The organism is Kocuria dechangensis (genome assembly GCF_014636775.1).
In the GTDB taxonomy this organism is placed as follows: domain Bacteria; phylum Actinomycetota; class Actinomycetes; order Actinomycetales; family Micrococcaceae; genus Kocuria; species Kocuria dechangensis.
Window position 1 is genome coordinate 21,680 of the sequence record NZ_BMEQ01000029.1, and the last position, 17,118, is coordinate 38,797.

A 17,118-nucleotide genomic window follows, 5' to 3' on the forward strand; every position below is an offset into this window, starting at 1 on the left:
CACGGCACTGGCCACCGGCGGGCCCACGGCACTGGCCACCACGGCCGCACCGTGGGTCCGCAGCACGGGGTTTTCGTAAAACCCGGTTCACCGGGACCGAAACCGGCGTGCCGTTCGTACTACATTGCCGAGGGGTCAGTGGTGAACCAGCCTCGGGCAGAGTGCTTCACCTCGGGCATTGAACGGGGCGCCTCCGGTTGGGCGACCCAGTCGACTCCGTTGGCCAGAACCCTCTGCACTTGCGGGTGGTGATACACCGGGTACTCCTGATCGCCCGGGCTGAAGTAGAAGATCCTGCCCTTGCCCCGCGAAAAGGTGACGCCCGATCGAAACACTTCGCCGCCCTCGAAGGAACTGATGAAGATGAGGTCATCGGGCTCCGGGATGTCGAACACCTCCCCATACATCTCCTGCTGCGGAATGACGATGGGGTTCTCCACACCGGCCGCCACGGGGTGGGACGGCTTCACCGTCCACACCAGTTCCCGCTCGCCGTCGTTGCGCCAGGTGAGCGAGCAACTCGTGCCCAGGAGCTTGGTGAAGATCTTGGCGAGGTGCCCCGAGTGGAGAACCACAAGCCCCATGCCGGCAAGGACGTGCCGGTGAACGCGTTCGACGACCTCGTCGCTGACCTCTCCGTGCGCCTTGTGCCCCCACCACAGAAGCACATCGGTGTTGGCGAGCCGCTCCTCGCTGAGGCCGTGCTCCTCATCGGCGAGGGTTGCCGTCGTGACCTCCGCGGCCGGAAAGAAACGCCTGAGGGAGCCCGCGAGGGCACCGTGAATGCCCTCGGGATACATCTGGGCCATGGTCGTCGGCTGGTTCTGCGCTTCGTGCACCCCCTCGTTCCACACCAGAATGCCCAGTCTTGTATCAAACATTGTCAGGCCCTCACTTCGGTCGACTCAAAGGCAGGCTTGCAGCGACCGCGCCGTTCAGTGGCTGCCGGCCGCGCTCCTGATTTTTTCGGCGAACCCAGGAAAGGTCCAGCCCTTCCGCGTCGTGCAAAATCAAAAGAGGGGCGCGTGCTTCGGCCACCCGGCGCCCGCGCCAGGGGCGATCGGGGAGTTCAACAGCACAGCGAAGCTCGGGCCGGCGGCGGGTTGCCTGTCATATGAGAAAGAGAGCTGCGGGGCTACATGCCCACGGCATCACGGCACACTCCGCTGCTTTGTTCCGCACCGAGATCCTGGATGGGGCCGATCGGTCGCTCCGCCAGGCTCCGAGCGAGGCAGAAGGATCAGCCATGATGAAGACCGGCCGTTTGGATTCCTCCGATCAGCCAGCCTTCGTCGTCACCTCGTGGATTTCGCGAACAGAATCGAGTGAGTTCTGCGCAAATCGCCGCACACATAGAGACCATGACGACCACCGCAGCGCTTTCCGCCCCGTTCGCCACCGCCACCGAGCCCGACCGGCAGTTCGGGGTGGCCTGGGTGGACGAGACCGGCACCCCTTGCACCACCTACCGACCCCAGGAGTCCGGGCGTGCCGCCTTCGCCGGCCACCTCGCCTCCCGCCCCGGCACCCGCATCGAGGCGACCTTCACCCTCACCCGAACCCGCGGGCGCCGTCGGCACTCCGCGTGAGCTCCGCACACATGGAGCCCATGAGCACCTTCACCCCGCGCGAGCGCACAGCCCAGACTGACCCTAAGGCGCCTCTGCCCCCTACGATCGCCGCCCTGTCGGTCTCCCGAGGCTGGATCGCCCTCCGGCACCTGGCCGCCGGCGGCCGTTGAACTGCGCCGCCGCACACATAGAAACCATGACCACGTTCTCCGAAGCCGACCACCCCCGCGGTGAGTCCGGGAAGTTCACGCACAAGGCCCACGAGGAGTCCGGTGTGACCCTGCCCGCGCCCGCCGGCTCCGCCCAGCTGGACCCGATGACCTGGCTGCCGGCGCCCAAGCCCTACGGCGTCGGATGGACACAGACCTTCTCGCACGAGGACGAGGACGACGGGTCCTACGCCACGACCCACCGCCCCGACCCCGCCACGGCTGCCGCGATCCGGCAGCTGCTCGATGTGCCCGGCACGGCACCGGTGCGCATCGAACGCACCCACAACGCCGACAACGACGGGTGGCACGGCGACCACGACTCCGTGGAACTCACCGCAGGCAAGAAGGAGCTCACCCTCGAGGACGACCACGGCATGGGCGACCCCGAGCGGCGTCTGATGACCTGGCTGTCCTACCGGCAGCCCCCACCGGTAGCGCAGCAGGCCCAGCTGCTCGCCGCGGCCGGGGCTGGCGGTGCCGTCGCCACCCTGCGTGCCGACCCGCTGGCGGCCAAGGAGCCGAAGTGGAACGGCGCCACCGTCACCGTGCTCGGCGTGGAGGACGACGAGCTGCTGATCGCACCGGCCACCCCGCGCACCAAGGCCAGGTACGGCAGGGGGCCGCTGCCCGACCGCATCCCGCTCACCCACATCGGCGCCCTGGATCGTGCCCACGCGGTGGAGCGCAACCCATCGCTGTCCTGGTCCAAGGGCTACAGCAGCGAAGACGTCGTGCGGGAGGTCACCGCCGACGTCTTCACGAAGATGCAGCAGCGCGCGGCCCTGATCCCGGTCGAGGAGCGCACCATCCGCACCCGCTTCTTCGAGTCCGACCTCAAGCACGGGCTGGTCCCCGACACCACCACCAAGGATCGCACCGGGGAAGTCGCCCACTACGGCTCCATCGACCCGGCGACCTTCGACCTGCACTCCGAGCAAGGCCGCTGGATCCGCCAGATCCACATGACCGGCACCAACGAGATCCCCAGCCGGATCAGCCAGCTTGTCGGTCGCCTGGACCACGACCCCACCGAGGCCGACGTCGAACAGATCGCCGAGGCCCTAGCCGACAACGACCGCCGGACCCAGGACTACTACGACGCCCAGCCTGGCCGGGTGGCCCGCATCCCACGTCCGACCCGGGACGAGTACGCCGGCTACGCCCGCCGGACCATCACCGGGTACAACTCCTGAACCGCCCACCCCTCCCACCCCGAAGGACCCCCGCCGTGGAACTTCCCCTTGTTGAAGCTTTGCACGCCCTCACCGGCATCGCCGCCGTGCTGTGGCTGGCCCACCAGACCGACACACTGATGCAGGCCCGCCGCGTCGCGGCGCTCGCATCCACCCGCACCGACGACACCGAGGTGCTGAACCTTCCTGCCACCATCGCCGCCTGAACCCCGAGGAGAAGACCGCCCATGGAGCTGACCGGACCCGTCATAGCCGTCATCGTCGTCTCGCTGGCCATTACGGTGTTCGCGATGACCTACGACTGGATCTCTGCCCGCTACCGGGCTCGCCTGATCCGGCGCATCCAGCTCGCCCCGCCCGAGCAGATCGCCGTCTGGTCCGACCGCCGTCGCCGCTGGATCGCCCACGCCTTGGAGGTCGAGCGCGACGCGGTGGAGTTCCACCACGAACAGGCCGCGGCAGGGGAAAAAGCAGACGCTGCCCGGCGCATCAGACTGGCACGGCTGGACGAGGCGGCCGCCAAGCTGGCCGGCGCTCCGGCAACCGAGCCGGTCCACGCCTGAACCCTGCCGCCCTCCGCACACATGAGGGCCACCACACCACCATCCTGGAGTCACCTGCCATGAAGCTGCTGCTCGCCACTCTCGTCATCGTCGCCATCTTCGTCTTCGTGGTGGTGCGCATGAACCGCGACGCCGCTGCACGCGGCCAGGCCGCGGTCGCCGAGGTGGAATCCACCCCTGCTGAGACGATTGCGACCTGGCCGGAGGCGAAGCTGCGCCGCACCGCGCAGCTGCTGAAGACCCGTCGCACCCTGCTGGGCATCCGGCACGGTGCAGAGGGGCAGACGCGGCTGGCCGCCGGCCGCATCGGCCGGGACCTGGAGCGGGCGGGCGCCGCCGAGCTGAAGCTCGTCGAGGCCGACCGGGCAGCCGCCGGACATGGTGAACGATGAGGGAGCCCCCCAAAAACCGCGCCGCTGAGCGCACCTCCCTGATGGAGCGGATCGAGCAGGCTACCTTGGCCGAGCTTGCCGCCTGGGACCTGGGAACCCTCGAACACGCCACGAAGTCCTGTCCCAAGAGCGCTCCGTGTACCAGACCGTCTACGTGGCGGCTCGGGATGCCGGACGACTCGACGAGGAGACCGAGTTCGATCTGGACACCGTGATCAACCAAGTCACGGCTGCCGAAGAGAAGCTCGTCCTCGCCACCAGCCTCGGCGCCGACAACGTCTGACATTGTGACCACTTACCCCACTGCACCCCCGGAGGACTCTGCATGACCACCACGATCCCCACCCCCTACGAGGACCTGCTGGGCCACGTGCTCGAGAACGGCGAGCACGTCGCCGACCGCACCGGCACCGGCACGTCCAAGGTCTTCGGCGCGCAGCTGCGCTACGACCTGCGCGAGGGCTTCCCGCTGCTGACCACCAAGAAGGTCTACACCCGCGGGGTGTTCGCCGAGGTGCTCTGGTTCCTCGACGGCGACACCAAGGTCAAGACGCTCCAGGACCAGAACGTGAACATCTGGAACGAGTGGGAGCGCCCCGACGGCACGATCGGGCGCGGCTACTCCGCCCAGTGGCGCTCCTTCCCGAAGCCCGACGGCGGGTCGGTGGATCAAATCACTCAGCTCGTCGACGGCATCAAGGCCTCCCCGTTCTCCCGCCGCCACCTCGTCACCGCCTGGAACCCCGGTGAGATCGAGGACATGGCGCTGCCGCCGTGCCACGCACTGTTCCAGTTCAACGTCGGGCCCGACGAGGACGGGGATCCGGCCTGGCTGGACTGCCAGCTCTACCAGCGCTCGGCGGACCTGTTCCTGGGGGTGCCGTTCAACATCGCCTCCTACGCCGCGCTCACCGAGATGGTCGCCGCCCAGACTGGTCTGGCCGCCCGGCACTTCGTGTGGACCGGCGGGGACTGCCACATCTACGACAACCACCGCGAGCAGGTCACCGAGCAGCTGTCGCGGGAGCCGCGGCCCTACCCGACGCTGGTGCTGGAGGACGCCCCGTCGATCTTCGACTACGAGCTCACCGACCTCCACGTCGTCGGCTACGACCCGCACCCGGCGATCAAGGCCGCGGTGTCGGTCTGATGGCCCAGCGCCCCCGCCCGGTGTTGGCGGCGATCTGGGCCCAGACCCCCGATGGGGTGATCGGCAAGGACGGCGGACTGCCCTGGTACGTGCCCGAGGACCTGTCCCACTTCCGCGCTGTCACCACCGGGCACCCGGTGATCATGGGCCGGCGCACCTGGGATTCCTTCCCGCCACGCCACAGGCCATTGACCGGGCGCACCAACATCGTAGTCACCACCAGAACCAATGAGGTGACCGCATCCGTGGCCCAAGGAGCGGTGATCGCCGCCGGCTCCTGGACCCAGGCGGCCGAGGCTGCCCTGGCTCATCAGGGGACGAAGGTGGCTTGGGTGATCGGTGGGGGAGCGCTCTACCGCCATGCGCTGGCGGACCGGAAGCACCCGGTGACCCAGGCGCTGATCACCACCATCGACGCGGCCGTCGTCGGGGACACTTTCGCCCCGCACCTGGGTCCCGAGTGGGTACGGGAGACCGTCACCGACTGGACCGTCTCCCGGGCCGGGCCCCGCTACCGGATCGACCGGCACATCCGGGCCTGAGCGCTCAGTCGCACTCGTCGCACTGCCCGGACAGCGGGAGCACCCTGAAGCATGTCGGACACATCGCCTCCGGCTGAGGGGTGCCCCTGCCGGCGGCCCGGTCCTCCTTATCGAGGAGCGCTTCGTACTCGCGGGTCGGCTTCGCCTTCGCGTCCGGGGGGACGTCTGCGCCGAAACGCTTGTAGCACTTCAGCCGCTCCTCGGCTGCTACCCCTTCCAGCACCCGGGGCTCCTGGGTGGCGCTCATGCCGATCTTCGGCAGCCACGCGCTGAAACCGGGCCCGACCATCCCGGACTTCTTCTGCACCACCAGCGCCGGCAGCGCCGGGTAGTTCATGGCGTCGCAGTAGTCCAGGACCATGCCCAGCACGTCCTTGATCCAAAAGTCGAGGCGCTGGTCGGTGCGGACCCCGGTGGTCTCGAACAGGTGCTCGGCCAGCTCCCCGTAGGTGATGTAGTGGCCGTAGTGGGAGGCGATGTCCTTCAGTTTGGGCACCGTCGCCTCGGCCCAGGTCCCCAGCTTCCACTGGTGCGGGGTGTCTCCTCGAGGGAAGCGGTACGACTCCGACGTGCCGGCCATGACGGATCCTCCTGACGACGCTGGCGGTTCTGCCTCCAACCTAGACCGCGTGCGCGCTTCTCCGTTGCATCCGCACACATGGGGTCCATGGACACCCTCACCACCGCGCTGCAGAAGTACCCGCTGCCCGTTGCTCGAGTGCACGGACCCCGACTGGGCTTCGGCGCGCTGACCGACGAGCACGGAGACCCGGTGATCCGCTTCGCCGTCGACGGCGAGGCAGCCTTCACCATCAACTCCACCGGGGTGTCCGTGGTGAACCCAGACCTGATCAGCCCTTTCGAGGCCAAGACCCTGTCCAGCTTCGCGGTGCGCCTCTACAAGTCCGCCCAGTGCTTCCTGCTGGTCGCCGGCGGGACGCTGACCGGCCGGGAGCTCACCGACCAGCTCAAAAGCATTGTCGATGACCGGCCCCCAGCCACCGTCACTGTCCGGCTCCGGGAGCGGGTGTGGGTGGAGGCGGCCACCGCCCCCGACGGCTCCGAGTCGATCCAGCTCATCGACGTGACCTCCGTCTGCACCCGCCGCACCTTCCACCCGGACGGACGCCCCTCCGACGGCGGGCCGATGCCCAATCGCGCAACCACCGGAGGGGTACTCCTGGACGTGGACCAGGCCGTGGTCACCGCCCACCAGCTCTACCTCGCCGCCCGTGACAGCTGCTCGCGCCGGACCGTGGAAGTGGCCCGATGAGCGCCACGGCCGCCGAACTGCTGGCCACTCGCGGCTGGGCCGTGGGGGAGACCGAGCACGACGCAGATCTGGACCCAGGGGATCTGTGCGAGCGGACCTTCTACGTCCCCTCCGCCAAGGACGCCGCAACCCTGCGGGCCCTGCTCGGTCAGCGGCACGACGCGCCGGTGACGGCATGGTGGGAGATCGCCCGGTACTTCAACGCGCAACGCGGCGACTTCGACACGCCGGTCCAGCTCGTCGCCCAGGCCGGGTGTGAGCAGTCCTTCTACGGTGAGGACACCTGCCCGGCCGCTGGCCTGGAGCAGCTGTTTGCCGCGCTCGACCACGCCACCTGCGCCCCCGCCTGATCCGAGGAGATCGACGTGTCCCCGTCTCGTTCCTACGCCCCGCGCCCCGGGGTGACCCCGGCGCCGAAATACCCCGTGGGCACCGTGGTCCAGTCGAAGAACCCGACCACCTCCAAGCTCGAGGAGCAGGTGCGCGGCAAACTCGTCGCCGCCGGCCTGCAGGTCCACCAGGGTCGCTCGGCCATCCAGTGCGATCAGGACCCCATCCACGGCAACTACCCCGTGCTCACCCCGGACGTCCTGGTCTCCCGGTCGAAGGTGTGCGTGGAGATCGACTCCGAGAAGACCCACACCGAGGAGGTGGACAACGACCGCTCCCGCAACGCCCTGCTGGCCGGGGTCGGGTGGACCGTGGTCCGGCTGCGCCTGGGCGGGCTGGAGGCGATCGGGGACTACGACGTCGTCTGTGAGGCCTCCGTTCCCTCGGCTGCAGCGATCGACGCGCTCGTCGCAGCGGTCACCGACGCGGTGGACGGGGTGCCGGGCACGGTCCGGCGGATCGCCAAGAAGACGGCCGCGCCGCGGAAGAAGGAGAAGTCCCGGCTCGGGGCGGTGGCCGCCCACAGCCACCACGACGGCGCCTACTACGCCTCCTGGACCCTGGAGGACGGTGAGAAGCTGCGGCTGATCATCATGGACGAGGGGCGCTGGCTGGCCGCCGAGTCCGGGCACGGGGCCCCGCGGTTCATCCGGCTGCTGGAGCTGCACCGGGTCGACCGGAAGAAGTGGCGGGAGGAACTCGAGGGCCTGTTCACCACTACCGACACCGAGGAGCTGGTTCCGGTGTCGAAGTACCCGTGGGGCGAGGAGTTCTTCATCGGGCCCCAGGCTGACAAGGTGCATCTCTACGACAAGTTCCACCCGGGAATGGAGCGCTGGGCTCTCACGGCCAACCTGGACGGCCCGGCCGGCTGGGGACCGGGCGGGATCTCCGGTTCCGAGGGGGTGACGCTGGCGGACCTGCACCCGGAGGCCATCGCCTGCGGGTGGCGGCTCACCGCTGTGGCCTGGGACAGCGGCTACCGCGGGGACTTCCAGCGACTGGAGATCACCCGCACCCCGGAGCGCACCGGCCACTGGGCGTGATTGACCCCGGTCTCCGCACACATGGAGGCCATGACCACCACCGAACAGGCCACCGCAGCCCAGAACGACCTCCCGACGCTGCCAGCAGCGTCACTGCTCGCCGCTCGTAACTGGCAGGCCGAGACGACCACCGGCTTGACCGACGGGACGCAGACCACCACGACGACCCTGTACGCCTCCACGGTCGATGCCGCGGCTATCCGGCGGATCTTTGGCCGCCCCTGGGACACCCCGGTGGCGATCTGGTGGGAGGAGACCCCGGAGGCCTCCCGCCTGGTGGTGCAGGTGCGCACCGAGAAGGTCACCTACGACGGCCACCAGGATCTCCCAGCCGCGCTCGCTGAGCTGTTCGCCGAGATCGACGCCGACGTGGCCGACTTCGACGCCGACACCGCCCCCGCACAGGCCCCCGCGGAGGGGATCGAGCGGGCTCTGGCGGCCCACCGTGCTGTCCACCAGAAGACTCTCGCTGCCCAGCAGGAGGCCGCGGCCCTGGCGAAGGTCTCCACGCTGTCGGCGCTGAGCTTGATCGCCACCACTAACCCGCAGGTGGTGAGCGCCGAGATCGCCCTCACCGGCGAGGACACGTTCGGGCAGTGCCTCGGGTCCCTGAAACTCACCGGCACCGACGGCGAGCCGGTGGCCCTGGTGTCCGTCGGGGACACTTGCCTGTTCGACGACCTGGACCGGGTGGCAATGGAGGAGATTCCCGAGGTGGAGATCGGCCACCGCTTCGAGGACGAGACCGGCTACGTCATCGACCTCGCCGCCTTCCGTACCGCCCACGCCTGAGCGGCCGCACATATAAAGGGCATGACCATGCCTTTCACCGCCTCCGACCACCCCCGCGACTCCGGCGGACGCTTTGCTGCCAAGGCGCACGACGAGGCGCCCGTCGCCCTGACCCCGGCGGCTCCCGAGCCGTTCGTGCATCTCACCACCCCCGAGTACTCGATGCTGCAGGCGGAGAAGGCCGCCGCCGAGCGGGGCTGGACCACTTCCGCCCCGACCTGGCCGCGGGAGGACTACGGCTACGAGACCAAGCGCACCGACTACACCCCCACCGAGGCCGACGCCGCCGCAGTCCGTGCCCTGCTCGAGGCCGAGGACGACTCCACCGTGGCCGTCTACTGGGAGGAGAAGCAGTGGTCCGAGGAGAACGGGGTCTACCACTCCGAGGAGCTGATGATCGAGGCCGGGGAGGACTTCTTCGTCTACCAGGACCAGGACGGCCCTGCCGAGGCTCTGGGGACGCTGTTCGCTGAGCTCGACGACGACCAGGAGGACCGGGCGTGAGCGGCTTCGAGGAGTTCGACCACCCCCGCGCTGGTGACGGCCGCTTCACCACCAAGGCCCGCCCCGAGTCCGGGATTACCCTGGCGGCACCGGTCTCGGCCGGCTCGATGATCGGCGATCCGGCCTACGACCCGTTGGCCGTCCCGGCGCCGGAGGGTTCCGGGATCATCGGCAGCGTCTCCGACGTGCCCGCCGAGCGGTTCCCCGAGGAGTTCCCCGATGACCAGTGGGGGAACCCCGAGTACGTGATGGTCCGCGCCAAGCCCGAGGTCGACCTCGTGGAGGTTTGGACCAACGACGGCACCGAGCACCTCTTCGACACCGAGCAGGACCCGGCCGCGTTCCGCATCGGGGACCGCTGCACCATCTACGACGACCACGAGACCGACCCCTACGCCCAGTGGCGCCTGGACCGTGACGCCCACGCCCGCCTGCGCGAGCGGGCCGCGCGGAACTTCCTGCACGCCACCGGGATCGAGCTCGGCACCGCCCGCTCCCTCTTCGGCGCCTACATCGACCTCCCGGGCCGCCCCCACTGCGCCCGGCTGCGCGGGTTCCACCTGGACCCCCGTTTTACCCAGATCGCCCCGCCCTACGAGGACACGGCACTGTCCGACGAGCAGGCCGCCCACCTGCTGCAGATGCCGGTGGAGTCCATCCCCACGCTCAAGACCTCCGTAGCTCACGCGCTGGAGCGGAACAGGAAGGGCCCGCGGACCCAGCTGAGCATCGACGAGGCAGAGGCCCTGCTGGGCACCAGCGAGCACGCGGTCGTGCTGGCCCCTGAGCACCGCAATGCGCTGATCGACGACTGCCGCGAGGCGGCCCGGGTCATCGGCCGGTCCTACAGCGCCCCGGCGGCCGCCGCGGCCGCGGAGGCGGAGTTCCCGACGCCGGCGCAGCTGGAGCTGCTGGTGGCGATCGGGCGCATGGCACCTTACGGTGAACAGCCGCCGGCCGCCGCACACAGATAAGGCATGACCACCACGTTCTCCGAAGCAGACCACCCCCGCGGTACGGGCGGGAAGTTCACGAGGAAGGCCTACAGGGAGGCCACCGAGGTGAGCCTCGCTGCCTCCTCGGGCTCGTCCCCGGGTCCGCGCCCGGTGGCAGAAATGCTCGGCAGCCCGGCCACCGACCCGCTGGCCGTCCCGCGCGCCGAACAAACGAAGGTCTCCGCGACCGTCTCGGTGCCAGTCGACGAAGACCTCCAGTACCACCTGGACATGGCCGGCCACGATGACATCCACTACGTTCGGGTGACCGGCACCCCGCTGGCCGGCACCATCGACGTCTACACCGACGACGCGGAGGAACAACTGCTCCTGATGGATCTCCGCGAGAACCCGGAGCGCTACGGCATCGGGGACCCCCACACCGTCTACGCCGACCACGAGTCCGACCCCTACGCCGCCTGGCGCCTGGACGAGGCCCGGCACGAGCGGTGCCACGATGCCGCCGCCCGCCGCTTTGTGGAGCAGACCGGCATGGAGCTGGAGCCCTCCGGTTCCTCGACCTACTTCAAGGTCCCCGGCGGCCTCCGGAGCAGCGGCGAGGTGCACGTCCCCGGGCTGTGGGGAGCGCCCCAACTGCGCGACCCCGACTGGTGGCGGAACGAGACCGACGAAGACGCCGCCGCACGCCTGGGGATTCCGGCCGAGGGCATCCCCTCCTTCAAGCGGGCGTTGGTGCGGGCCGCCAAGCTACAAGACAGCCCGCGCCCCACCTACATCACTGACGAAGAAGCGGCCGCACTCGCCGGTGCAGGCAAGCACCAGCTGACTCCCGAACATCGGGTGGCGCTGCTGGAAGACCTGCGCGCCCACGCGAGGGTGCGTGGCTCCGAGGAGCAGCTGGTCGCTGCTGCGGCTGATGATCCCGACGAGGTGCAGATGGCGGTGCTCATCGAGGCCGGCCGCTGGCGCCGGGATGACTTCGACCGGTGATCAGCTGACAGGCAACCAGCTCAGCCCTAGCCTGGGCCCATGGGGGATCGGGTACCACCGTGGGCCCAGGCGGACCCTCCGTCCCGCGGCAGCGGCTCGAAGGGCGACAGGGTGCTGACCGCTCGTGAGGCGGTCGTCGGTTTCATTTCGGCCACCCTGGTGGCAGTGCTGACGGTCATATCCCAAATGGCGATCGACGACCGCCGTGAGGATGAGGCCGATCGCAGGGAAAACTTGCGGTTCATCCGTGAACAGGCTGCCGACGGCAAAGCGGACAAGGTGTCCTTCCGTGGAATCGACCTGACCGGTCAAAACCTCAGCGGCTTGGACCTTCGTCATGGGGACCTGGAGGGCGCCATCTTGAAGGACGCGGATTTGACCGGCACAGATCTGCGCAACGCCAATTTGCATGGTGCCGATCTGCGCAGCACGACGATGAAGCTCACGCACCTAGAGAGCGCCGTGTTGACTGACGCGATGCTGCAACGAGCCAATCTTCTTGACGTCACCATGGACGGCGCTGTGTTCGACGGCGCTGACATGCGCAAGTCCTCCTGGAGTTTTTTCAACGCGGGCCAGGTGTCCCTGTTCGAGACCGACCTGTCGGACGCCGAGATAGCCGGGGTCGACATGACCCATGCCACCATTCATGAAACCAAGTTGCTTGGCGCCGATCTTCGAGGCGCACAGTTGCCCCAGGAAGCCAACTTCAGCAGGTACTTCCTTTCAGCCTGTTTCGATGAGGACACGCGGTGGCCTCCCGGGTATCGGACCCAGGCGATTATCAAGGGCTCGTGTGATTACTCCGGCTGATCGCCGCACACAGACACGGCATGACCCCCTTCTCTGCAGCTGAGCACCCGCGTAGCGGCAACGGCCAGTTCATCGCCAGGGCCCACGGCGAGGCCGCCGTCTCGCTGACCGGCCCGGCTCCCGTTCCGCAAGCCGAGGTTGCGTCCCTGGCCGGACTCCTGGACGACCAGGAGATTCCCGAGCACGAGCGCGTCGAGGCGCTGGGTGAGCTCGTGCGCCATGCCGCGGCCGCCTCGGACCTGGACCCCGAGGACCTCCTCCACGCCACCCCGCGGGCGCTGGACCGCTACCGGAGCGGCATCCCGGAGGGCATCGCCCGCACCGCGGCGGGGGAGTGGAACCGCGGGGGGTACTCTCCTGACGCCCGGGCGAAGGCCCTTGACGTGGTGGCGGTGGCCGAGAAGCGACGGCTGAAGCAGTCGCTGGGCGAGCACCTGGTGGGGCAGGCCGACCAGTACCCCAAGGTGGCAGACACGCTGCAGGCCAACGGCTGGGGCTACGCCAACACCGCCCTGGAGGGCACCGACCGGGAGGTCACCTCCTGGTACCTGTCCCGCCACCTCGCCGGCGGCAAGCGGTTCAGCTACTCAGCGGAGCCCACCGCGGCCGAGAAGCTGGCCGCGGCCGCGATGCTCGAGGACGGGCTGCGCCCAGGATCGACGCTGCTGGACCTGCGCGCCGATACCGCGCTGGTCGAGTGGGCCGATGACGACCAGGACAATTCCGCTCTGCAGCGGATCGCTCTGGCCGCGGTCGATCACCCGGAGGCGGTGCAGTACTCCGGCTCCCGCGGGCACTACCGCAACGACCCCTCACGCACCGAGCAGATCCGCGCGCTCGCCCACGACGCCCACGCCCGGAAGCTGGCGGTGGCGGCGATCTTCAACGACGACTCGATCATGGACTCCCACCCGGACCCGGCCATGGTGGTCACCGAGGCGCTGATCCACCCCGGTGACGCCGTGAAGTACGGGCTGTGAGCGCCGCACACATGTAAGGCATGACCACCTTCTCCGAAGCCGACCACCCGCGCGCCGCAGGCGGCCAATTCACCACCAAGGTCCACGCCGAGGCCAGCCCGTCCCTGGTGCCCGTCGCACGGGACCGCGACCCCCGGGTCTCCGCTGCCGAGACGATGATCGAGCGGCTCAACACGCAGATGCGCCAGGCCCAGGCGTGGCACGACGACCTCGTCATCGCCGAGACGATGCGGGATCTACGCGCACGCCACCCGGATGCCGGGGAGGTGGAGCTGATCTCCGACGAGCACGACAGAATCGAGGTCTACGTCGGCGCCGAGCACGACGCCGAAGCCTCCGACGCCCTGAACGAGACCAGCATCCTGGACCGGACCCGCGACTCGGACCTGGGCCGGATCACCGGCCACGGCTACACCGCCCACTGGCTGAACAGCTACCACGACGAGCACAGCCTCTCCGGGATCGTGGACCTGGACGCTGCCACCACCGAACCGTCCCTGCCGAAGGAGCTGGCCGAGGCGCAGTCCCGCCCGCTGACGGCGGCTGAGCAGTCCATCCTGGTCGCCGGGGCTCACGAGGGAGTGGATGCGAAGAACTCCGAGTTGGGGCAAGCCTCGCACTGGCCGGCTTCCGAGGTTGTCTCCGCCTGGCGCTCGCTCGATGAGCTCAACGCGGTGCTGGCCACCCGGGCGCCGGGGGAGCACGCGGAGGCGGTGCAGATGGTCGCCGCGGTCGAGGACTCGATCCCCACCGAGTACCGGGACCGGGCGGCCGCCGTGGCGCTGAAGTCCACCCCCACGGCCTGGCGCCGGCAGAGGTGCTCGACGCGGGTGGTCAGCCGGTCTCGTCCTCCGGGCACCTGACCCAGATCATGGCCACCGACGGGCTGCTCACCCAGCGCCTGGCCGGGCTCGGGGAGAACGTCCCCGAGGCGCAGCTGGCCGCCTCCGGCATCACTCGCACCGGCCGCGGCTACACCATCGTCCTGCAGCGGTAGCCGCGGGCCCATCCCGCGTGTGCCTACGGCCTCAAAGCCGCCGCACACATGGTGAGTACCACCGGTGCTCGCACCGGCTGCAGGCGGCGTCACGACCACCGTGGCGCCACCTGCCCAGCCCCTCGTTCTGAACCCCGGGCCCCTCCGCACACATGAGGATTCCCGTCCGTCCACCTCCCTCCCCAAGGAGCATCACCTGTGACCGTCACCCCCATCAGCCCGCTCGTGAACCTCTCCGCGGCCGCCTTGCAGCAGGACGCCGCCGGCGCCGGGCTCGAGCTGCTTCCCGAGACCGTCGAGGCCATCAACTGGAACCGCATCCAGGACGACAAGGACTCGGAGGTCTGGGATCGCCTGACCGCGAACTTCTGGCTGCCGGAGAAGGTCCCGCTGTCCAACGACGTCTCCTCCTGGAAGACTCTCAGCCCCTCCGAGCAGCAGCTGGTCCTGCGCGTGTTCACCGGCCTGACCCTGCTGGACACCATCCAGGGCACCGTCGGGGCGATCTCGCTGATCCCGGACGCCACGACCGCTCACGAGGAAGCGGTCTACACCAACATCGCCTTCATGGAGAGCGTGCACGCGAAGTCCTACTCCTCGATCTTCTCCACCCTGTGCTCGATGAAGGAGGTAGACGAGGCGTTCCGCTGGTCCAAGGAGAACCCGCTTCTGCAGAAGAAGGCCGAGATCGTCCTCAAGCACTACCGCGCCGACGACCCGCTGAAGAAGAAGGCCGCATCAACCCTGCTCGAGTCCTTTCTGTTCTACTCCGGGTTCTACCTGCCCATGTACTGGTCCTCACGGGCGAAGCTGACGAACACCGCCGACCTGATCCGCCTGATCATCCGTGACGAGGCCGTGCACGGCTACTACATCGGCTACAAGTTCCAGCAGGCCCTGGCCAAGGAGACCCCGGAGAGCCAGGAGGAGATCAAGGGTTTCGTCTTCGAGCTGCTCGACGAGCTCTACGAGAACGAGATCGCCTACACCGAATCCCTCTACGACGCGGTGGGATGGACCGAGGACGTCAAAAAGTTCCTGGCCTACAACGCCAACAAGGCGCTGGCCAACCTGGGCTACGAGCCGTACTACGGCAAGGAGGAGACGGCGGTGTCCCCGGCGATCCTCGCTCAGCTCTCGCCCAACGCCGACGAAAACCACGATTTTTTCAGCGGCAGCGGGTCCAGTTATGTGATCGGGAAAGCAGTTAACACTGAGGACGAGGACTGGGACTTCTGACTCCTATTTGCTAAAGCAAATAACCATCCGGCGGCAGCAATGCCGCTCAACAGCACACATCGTGCTGATCAGGCGGGGCGTCCTCCGGGGCGTTCCGCCTGATCCATATTTTCCCTCACATCCTGCCATCACCACCACGAATTTCTGTGAGCAAAGGGTAAGTTTGAGGGGAGGCATCTGGAATCCCCCGCCGAGACTCGCCCCCCACGCGCACGTTGTCGCGCCACCCACCTGTGCATCCCGGACACCCCTCGGTGTTCGGCTTTCGCCGCGCCACCGCACAGATGTCGGCCAACATACAGACGACGCAAGAAAGACCCCCATGAGCAACTCCCCCCACCCCGCGCCCATCACTCGCCGCACGCTGATCGGCGCCGGCACCCTGGCCGGCCTCAGCGCCGTTCTCACCACAGGCCCCGCCCACGCCGGCCAGCAGCCTGCAGCAGCCGCACCGGGATACGTGCTGTGGGGATCCTCCTCCGCCAACAGCGGCCTGGGCGACCAGTACCCACGCACCACCCAAAACCCGTGGGGCGTTCGCGGGTCCCGCCCGGTGGTCCGCATCGAGAACGTGCTGGACGGCCTGCTGGGGGCCACCGGCACCGTGACCGCGCTCGGCGCCGACACCTCCTACCAGACCCTGCGTATGCGCAGCTACGACCACCCCTACCGCCCGGACTTCACCTACAACGGCGGCCGCGGAGAGCTCCCTGCCCGCGACGGTCTGATCGTCTCCACGACCGACCGGATCGTGCCGAACTGGCGCAAGGCGCTGCCGGGGACCATCGACGGGATCCCATGCACGATCCAGGCCGAGCGACATCGCTTCAGCAAGGTCCGCGTCGTCCGCCAGGACGCCGGCACAGAGCTCACCGGACAGGAGGTCGTGGTGGGTGAGGGCCCGACCAGCTACTGGCACACCGACCTGGAGCGCCAGCACCGCGGCAAAGTCCACCTGATCTGGACCGGGAAGAACAACATCTGGGAGTACGACCAGGTCCTCTCCGACACCCGCGCCGCCTTCGACGTCGAGCCGGCCACTTCGGTGGTCATGGGCCACTGGCACGCCTGGAACGACCGCAGCAGCTCACCGGTGAACCACGAGCGCGTGTACCGCGTCAACGCCGCCTACCGCACCGAGTACGGCACCCGTTACTTCGACGCCATGGCCGCGCTGAAGGACCCCGGGCTGTGGGAGCTGCCGCTAGCCCGGGAGTTCAACGTCGGGTACACCGCCAAGGACCGCGAGTGGATGTCACTGGGGCTGCCGCCGTACTCCTTGGTAGGCACCGACAACATGCACCTCAACGCGGTGGGGAACACGATCATCGCCCACGCCCTCCACCGCTTCCTCACCGGCACTGCCGGCCTGTACTGAGCAGCGCCGCCGTGACCGAGAACCCACACCCCTCGATCGTCATGGCTTGCTTTCCCGCGCTCCCCGCGGCGGTCAAGTCCATTTGCGTGGTGTAACGCGGTCAACGCGTGATTCTTGGGATGGTCAGGCGCTGAGGG

The 17,118-nt window shown here is 68.6% G+C and carries 23 protein-coding genes; 21 read left to right on the forward strand and 2 right to left on the reverse strand.

All coding sequences use genetic code 11. The features are described 5' to 3' along the window. Positions 1-119 precede the first annotated feature (119 nt). Positions 120-881, reverse strand: a complete 762-nt coding sequence (locus IEW07_RS17670) for a ThuA domain-containing protein (RefSeq protein WP_188539653.1) — start codon at positions 879-881, stop codon at positions 120-122. A 480-nt stretch (positions 882-1,361) separates the two neighbouring features. On the opposite strand from IEW07_RS17670, the gene IEW07_RS17675 reads away from it, so the two are divergent. The 8 genes from IEW07_RS17675 to IEW07_RS17710 all read left to right on the forward strand — a co-directional run bounded on the left by IEW07_RS17675 (position 1,362) and on the right by IEW07_RS17710 (position 5,623). After that, positions 1,362-1,589 (forward strand): hypothetical protein, encoded by a 228-nt coding sequence (locus IEW07_RS17675; protein ID WP_188539655.1) that lies wholly within the window; start codon positions 1,362-1,364, stop codon positions 1,587-1,589. A gap of 178 nt (positions 1,590-1,767) precedes the next feature. Then, on the forward strand, positions 1,768-2,976 hold the full coding sequence (locus tag IEW07_RS17680) for a hypothetical protein (RefSeq protein WP_188539657.1): 1,209 nt from the start codon (positions 1,768-1,770) through the stop codon (positions 2,974-2,976). A gap of 35 nt (positions 2,977-3,011) precedes the next feature. Beyond that, the gene (locus IEW07_RS17685; RefSeq protein ID WP_188539659.1) at positions 3,012-3,182 is read left to right on the forward strand and encodes a hypothetical protein; all 171 of its coding nucleotides are present in this window, start codon (positions 3,012-3,014) and stop codon (positions 3,180-3,182) included. A gap of 21 nt (positions 3,183-3,203) precedes the next feature. Then, on the forward strand, positions 3,204-3,539 hold the full coding sequence (locus IEW07_RS17690; protein WP_188539661.1) for a hypothetical protein: 336 nt from the start codon (positions 3,204-3,206) through the stop codon (positions 3,537-3,539). A 59-nt stretch (positions 3,540-3,598) separates the two neighbouring features. Beyond that, complete coding sequence (locus IEW07_RS17695; RefSeq protein WP_188539663.1) at positions 3,599-3,931, forward strand: hypothetical protein; 333 nt, start codon at positions 3,599-3,601, stop codon at positions 3,929-3,931. 136 nt (positions 3,932-4,067) lie between these two features. Continuing rightward, positions 4,068-4,214 (forward strand): hypothetical protein, encoded by a 147-nt coding sequence (locus tag IEW07_RS17700; RefSeq protein WP_188539665.1) that lies wholly within the window; start codon positions 4,068-4,070, stop codon positions 4,212-4,214. Positions 4,215-4,256: 42 nt separating this feature from the next. Then, complete coding sequence (locus tag IEW07_RS17705; RefSeq protein ID WP_188539667.1) at positions 4,257-5,081, forward strand: thymidylate synthase; 825 nt, start codon at positions 4,257-4,259, stop codon at positions 5,079-5,081. Continuing rightward, on the forward strand, positions 5,081-5,623 hold the full coding sequence (locus tag IEW07_RS17710; protein WP_188539669.1) for a dihydrofolate reductase: 543 nt from the start codon (positions 5,081-5,083) through the stop codon (positions 5,621-5,623). The genes IEW07_RS17705 and IEW07_RS17710 overlap by 1 nt, the downstream gene beginning before the upstream one ends. Before the next feature lie 4 nt (positions 5,624-5,627). Here IEW07_RS17710 and IEW07_RS17715 read toward each other — a convergent pair whose 3' ends face one another. Further along, on the reverse strand, positions 5,628-6,203 hold the full coding sequence (locus tag IEW07_RS17715) for a hypothetical protein (protein WP_188539672.1): 576 nt from the start codon (positions 6,201-6,203) through the stop codon (positions 5,628-5,630). 87 nt (positions 6,204-6,290) lie between these two features. Between IEW07_RS17715 and IEW07_RS17720 the strand changes: the two genes are divergently transcribed. From IEW07_RS17720 to IEW07_RS17775, 13 genes are all read left to right on the forward strand, one after another. Further along, complete coding sequence (locus tag IEW07_RS17720) at positions 6,291-6,896, forward strand: hypothetical protein (RefSeq protein ID WP_188539674.1); 606 nt, start codon at positions 6,291-6,293, stop codon at positions 6,894-6,896. Beyond that, positions 6,893-7,246 carry a hypothetical protein gene (locus tag IEW07_RS17725; RefSeq protein ID WP_188539676.1) on the forward strand — a complete coding sequence of 118 codons (354 nt, stop codon included), beginning with the start codon at positions 6,893-6,895 and terminating at the stop codon, positions 7,244-7,246. Before IEW07_RS17720 ends, IEW07_RS17725 begins: the two co-directional genes overlap by 4 nt. A 15-nt stretch (positions 7,247-7,261) precedes the next feature. Then, entirely contained in the window at positions 7,262-8,332 is a 1,071-nt protein-coding gene (locus tag IEW07_RS17730; RefSeq protein ID WP_188539678.1) for a DUF559 domain-containing protein, read from the forward strand. A gap of 30 nt (positions 8,333-8,362) precedes the next feature. Next, on the forward strand, positions 8,363-9,124 hold the full coding sequence (locus tag IEW07_RS17735) for a hypothetical protein (protein ID WP_188539680.1): 762 nt from the start codon (positions 8,363-8,365) through the stop codon (positions 9,122-9,124). 21 nt (positions 9,125-9,145) lie between these two features. Next, positions 9,146-9,628: a hypothetical protein gene (locus tag IEW07_RS17740; RefSeq protein ID WP_188539682.1), complete on the forward strand. Its 483-nt coding sequence runs from the start codon at positions 9,146-9,148 to the stop codon at positions 9,626-9,628. Further along, positions 9,625-10,602, forward strand: coding sequence for a hypothetical protein (locus tag IEW07_RS17745; protein WP_188539684.1), 978 nt, complete (start codon positions 9,625-9,627; stop codon positions 10,600-10,602). Before IEW07_RS17740 ends, IEW07_RS17745 begins: the two co-directional genes overlap by 4 nt. Before the next feature lie 3 nt (positions 10,603-10,605). Next, a complete protein-coding gene (locus tag IEW07_RS17750) occupies positions 10,606-11,574 on the forward strand; it encodes a hypothetical protein (protein ID WP_188539685.1) in 969 nt (322 codons plus the stop codon). 111 nt (positions 11,575-11,685) lie between these two features. Then, on the forward strand, positions 11,686-12,387 hold the full coding sequence (locus IEW07_RS17755; RefSeq protein WP_188539687.1) for a pentapeptide repeat-containing protein: 702 nt from the start codon (positions 11,686-11,688) through the stop codon (positions 12,385-12,387). 20 nt (positions 12,388-12,407) lie between these two features. Further along, a complete protein-coding gene (locus tag IEW07_RS17760) occupies positions 12,408-13,367 on the forward strand; it encodes a hypothetical protein (protein WP_188539689.1) in 960 nt (319 codons plus the stop codon). Between the two features lie 20 nt (positions 13,368-13,387). Continuing rightward, a complete protein-coding gene (locus IEW07_RS17765; RefSeq protein WP_188539690.1) occupies positions 13,388-14,230 on the forward strand; it encodes a hypothetical protein in 843 nt (280 codons plus the stop codon). Between the two features lie 8 nt (positions 14,231-14,238). Further along, positions 14,239-14,364, forward strand: coding sequence for a hypothetical protein (locus IEW07_RS21525; protein WP_268235547.1), 126 nt, complete (start codon positions 14,239-14,241; stop codon positions 14,362-14,364). Positions 14,365-14,643: 279 nt separating this feature from the next. Continuing rightward, entirely contained in the window at positions 14,644-15,603 is a 960-nt protein-coding gene (nrdF, locus tag IEW07_RS17770) for a class 1b ribonucleoside-diphosphate reductase subunit beta (protein ID WP_371870244.1), read from the forward strand. Positions 15,604-15,925: 322 nt separating this feature from the next. Next, on the forward strand, positions 15,926-16,981 hold the full coding sequence (locus IEW07_RS17775) for a hypothetical protein (protein ID WP_188539691.1): 1,056 nt from the start codon (positions 15,926-15,928) through the stop codon (positions 16,979-16,981). Positions 16,982-17,118: the final 137 nt, after the last annotated feature.

What these genes read in the sequence shown, in the direction of transcription:
- IEW07_RS17670 (WP_188539653.1), bottom strand. Translation starts at nt 881, where the DNA reads ATGTTTGATACAAGACTGGGCATTCTGGTGTGGAACGAGGGGGTGCAC.
- IEW07_RS17675 (WP_188539655.1), top strand. Translation starts at nt 1,362, where the DNA reads ATGACGACCACCGCAGCGCTTTCCGCCCCGTTCGCCACCGCCACCGAG.
- IEW07_RS17680 (WP_188539657.1), top strand. Translation starts at nt 1,768, where the DNA reads ATGACCACGTTCTCCGAAGCCGACCACCCCCGCGGTGAGTCCGGGAAG.
- IEW07_RS17690 (WP_188539661.1), top strand. Translation starts at nt 3,204, where the DNA reads ATGGAGCTGACCGGACCCGTCATAGCCGTCATCGTCGTCTCGCTGGCC.
- IEW07_RS17695 (WP_188539663.1), top strand. Translation starts at nt 3,599, where the DNA reads ATGAAGCTGCTGCTCGCCACTCTCGTCATCGTCGCCATCTTCGTCTTC.
- IEW07_RS17705 (WP_188539667.1), top strand. Translation starts at nt 4,257, where the DNA reads ATGACCACCACGATCCCCACCCCCTACGAGGACCTGCTGGGCCACGTG.
- IEW07_RS17710 (WP_188539669.1), top strand. Translation starts at nt 5,081, where the DNA reads ATGGCCCAGCGCCCCCGCCCGGTGTTGGCGGCGATCTGGGCCCAGACC.
- IEW07_RS17715 (WP_188539672.1), bottom strand. Translation starts at nt 6,203, where the DNA reads ATGGCCGGCACGTCGGAGTCGTACCGCTTCCCTCGAGGAGACACCCCG.
- IEW07_RS17720 (WP_188539674.1), top strand. Translation starts at nt 6,291, where the DNA reads ATGGACACCCTCACCACCGCGCTGCAGAAGTACCCGCTGCCCGTTGCT.
- IEW07_RS17725 (WP_188539676.1), top strand. Translation starts at nt 6,893, where the DNA reads ATGAGCGCCACGGCCGCCGAACTGCTGGCCACTCGCGGCTGGGCCGTG.
- IEW07_RS17735 (WP_188539680.1), top strand. Translation starts at nt 8,363, where the DNA reads ATGACCACCACCGAACAGGCCACCGCAGCCCAGAACGACCTCCCGACG.
- IEW07_RS17740 (WP_188539682.1), top strand. Translation starts at nt 9,146, where the DNA reads ATGACCATGCCTTTCACCGCCTCCGACCACCCCCGCGACTCCGGCGGA.
- IEW07_RS17750 (WP_188539685.1), top strand. Translation starts at nt 10,606, where the DNA reads ATGACCACCACGTTCTCCGAAGCAGACCACCCCCGCGGTACGGGCGGG.
- IEW07_RS17760 (WP_188539689.1), top strand. Translation starts at nt 12,408, where the DNA reads ATGACCCCCTTCTCTGCAGCTGAGCACCCGCGTAGCGGCAACGGCCAG.
- IEW07_RS17765 (WP_188539690.1), top strand. Translation starts at nt 13,388, where the DNA reads ATGACCACCTTCTCCGAAGCCGACCACCCGCGCGCCGCAGGCGGCCAA.
- IEW07_RS21525 (WP_268235547.1), top strand. Translation starts at nt 14,239, where the DNA reads ATGGCCACCGACGGGCTGCTCACCCAGCGCCTGGCCGGGCTCGGGGAG.
- IEW07_RS17775 (WP_188539691.1), top strand. Translation starts at nt 15,926, where the DNA reads ATGAGCAACTCCCCCCACCCCGCGCCCATCACTCGCCGCACGCTGATC.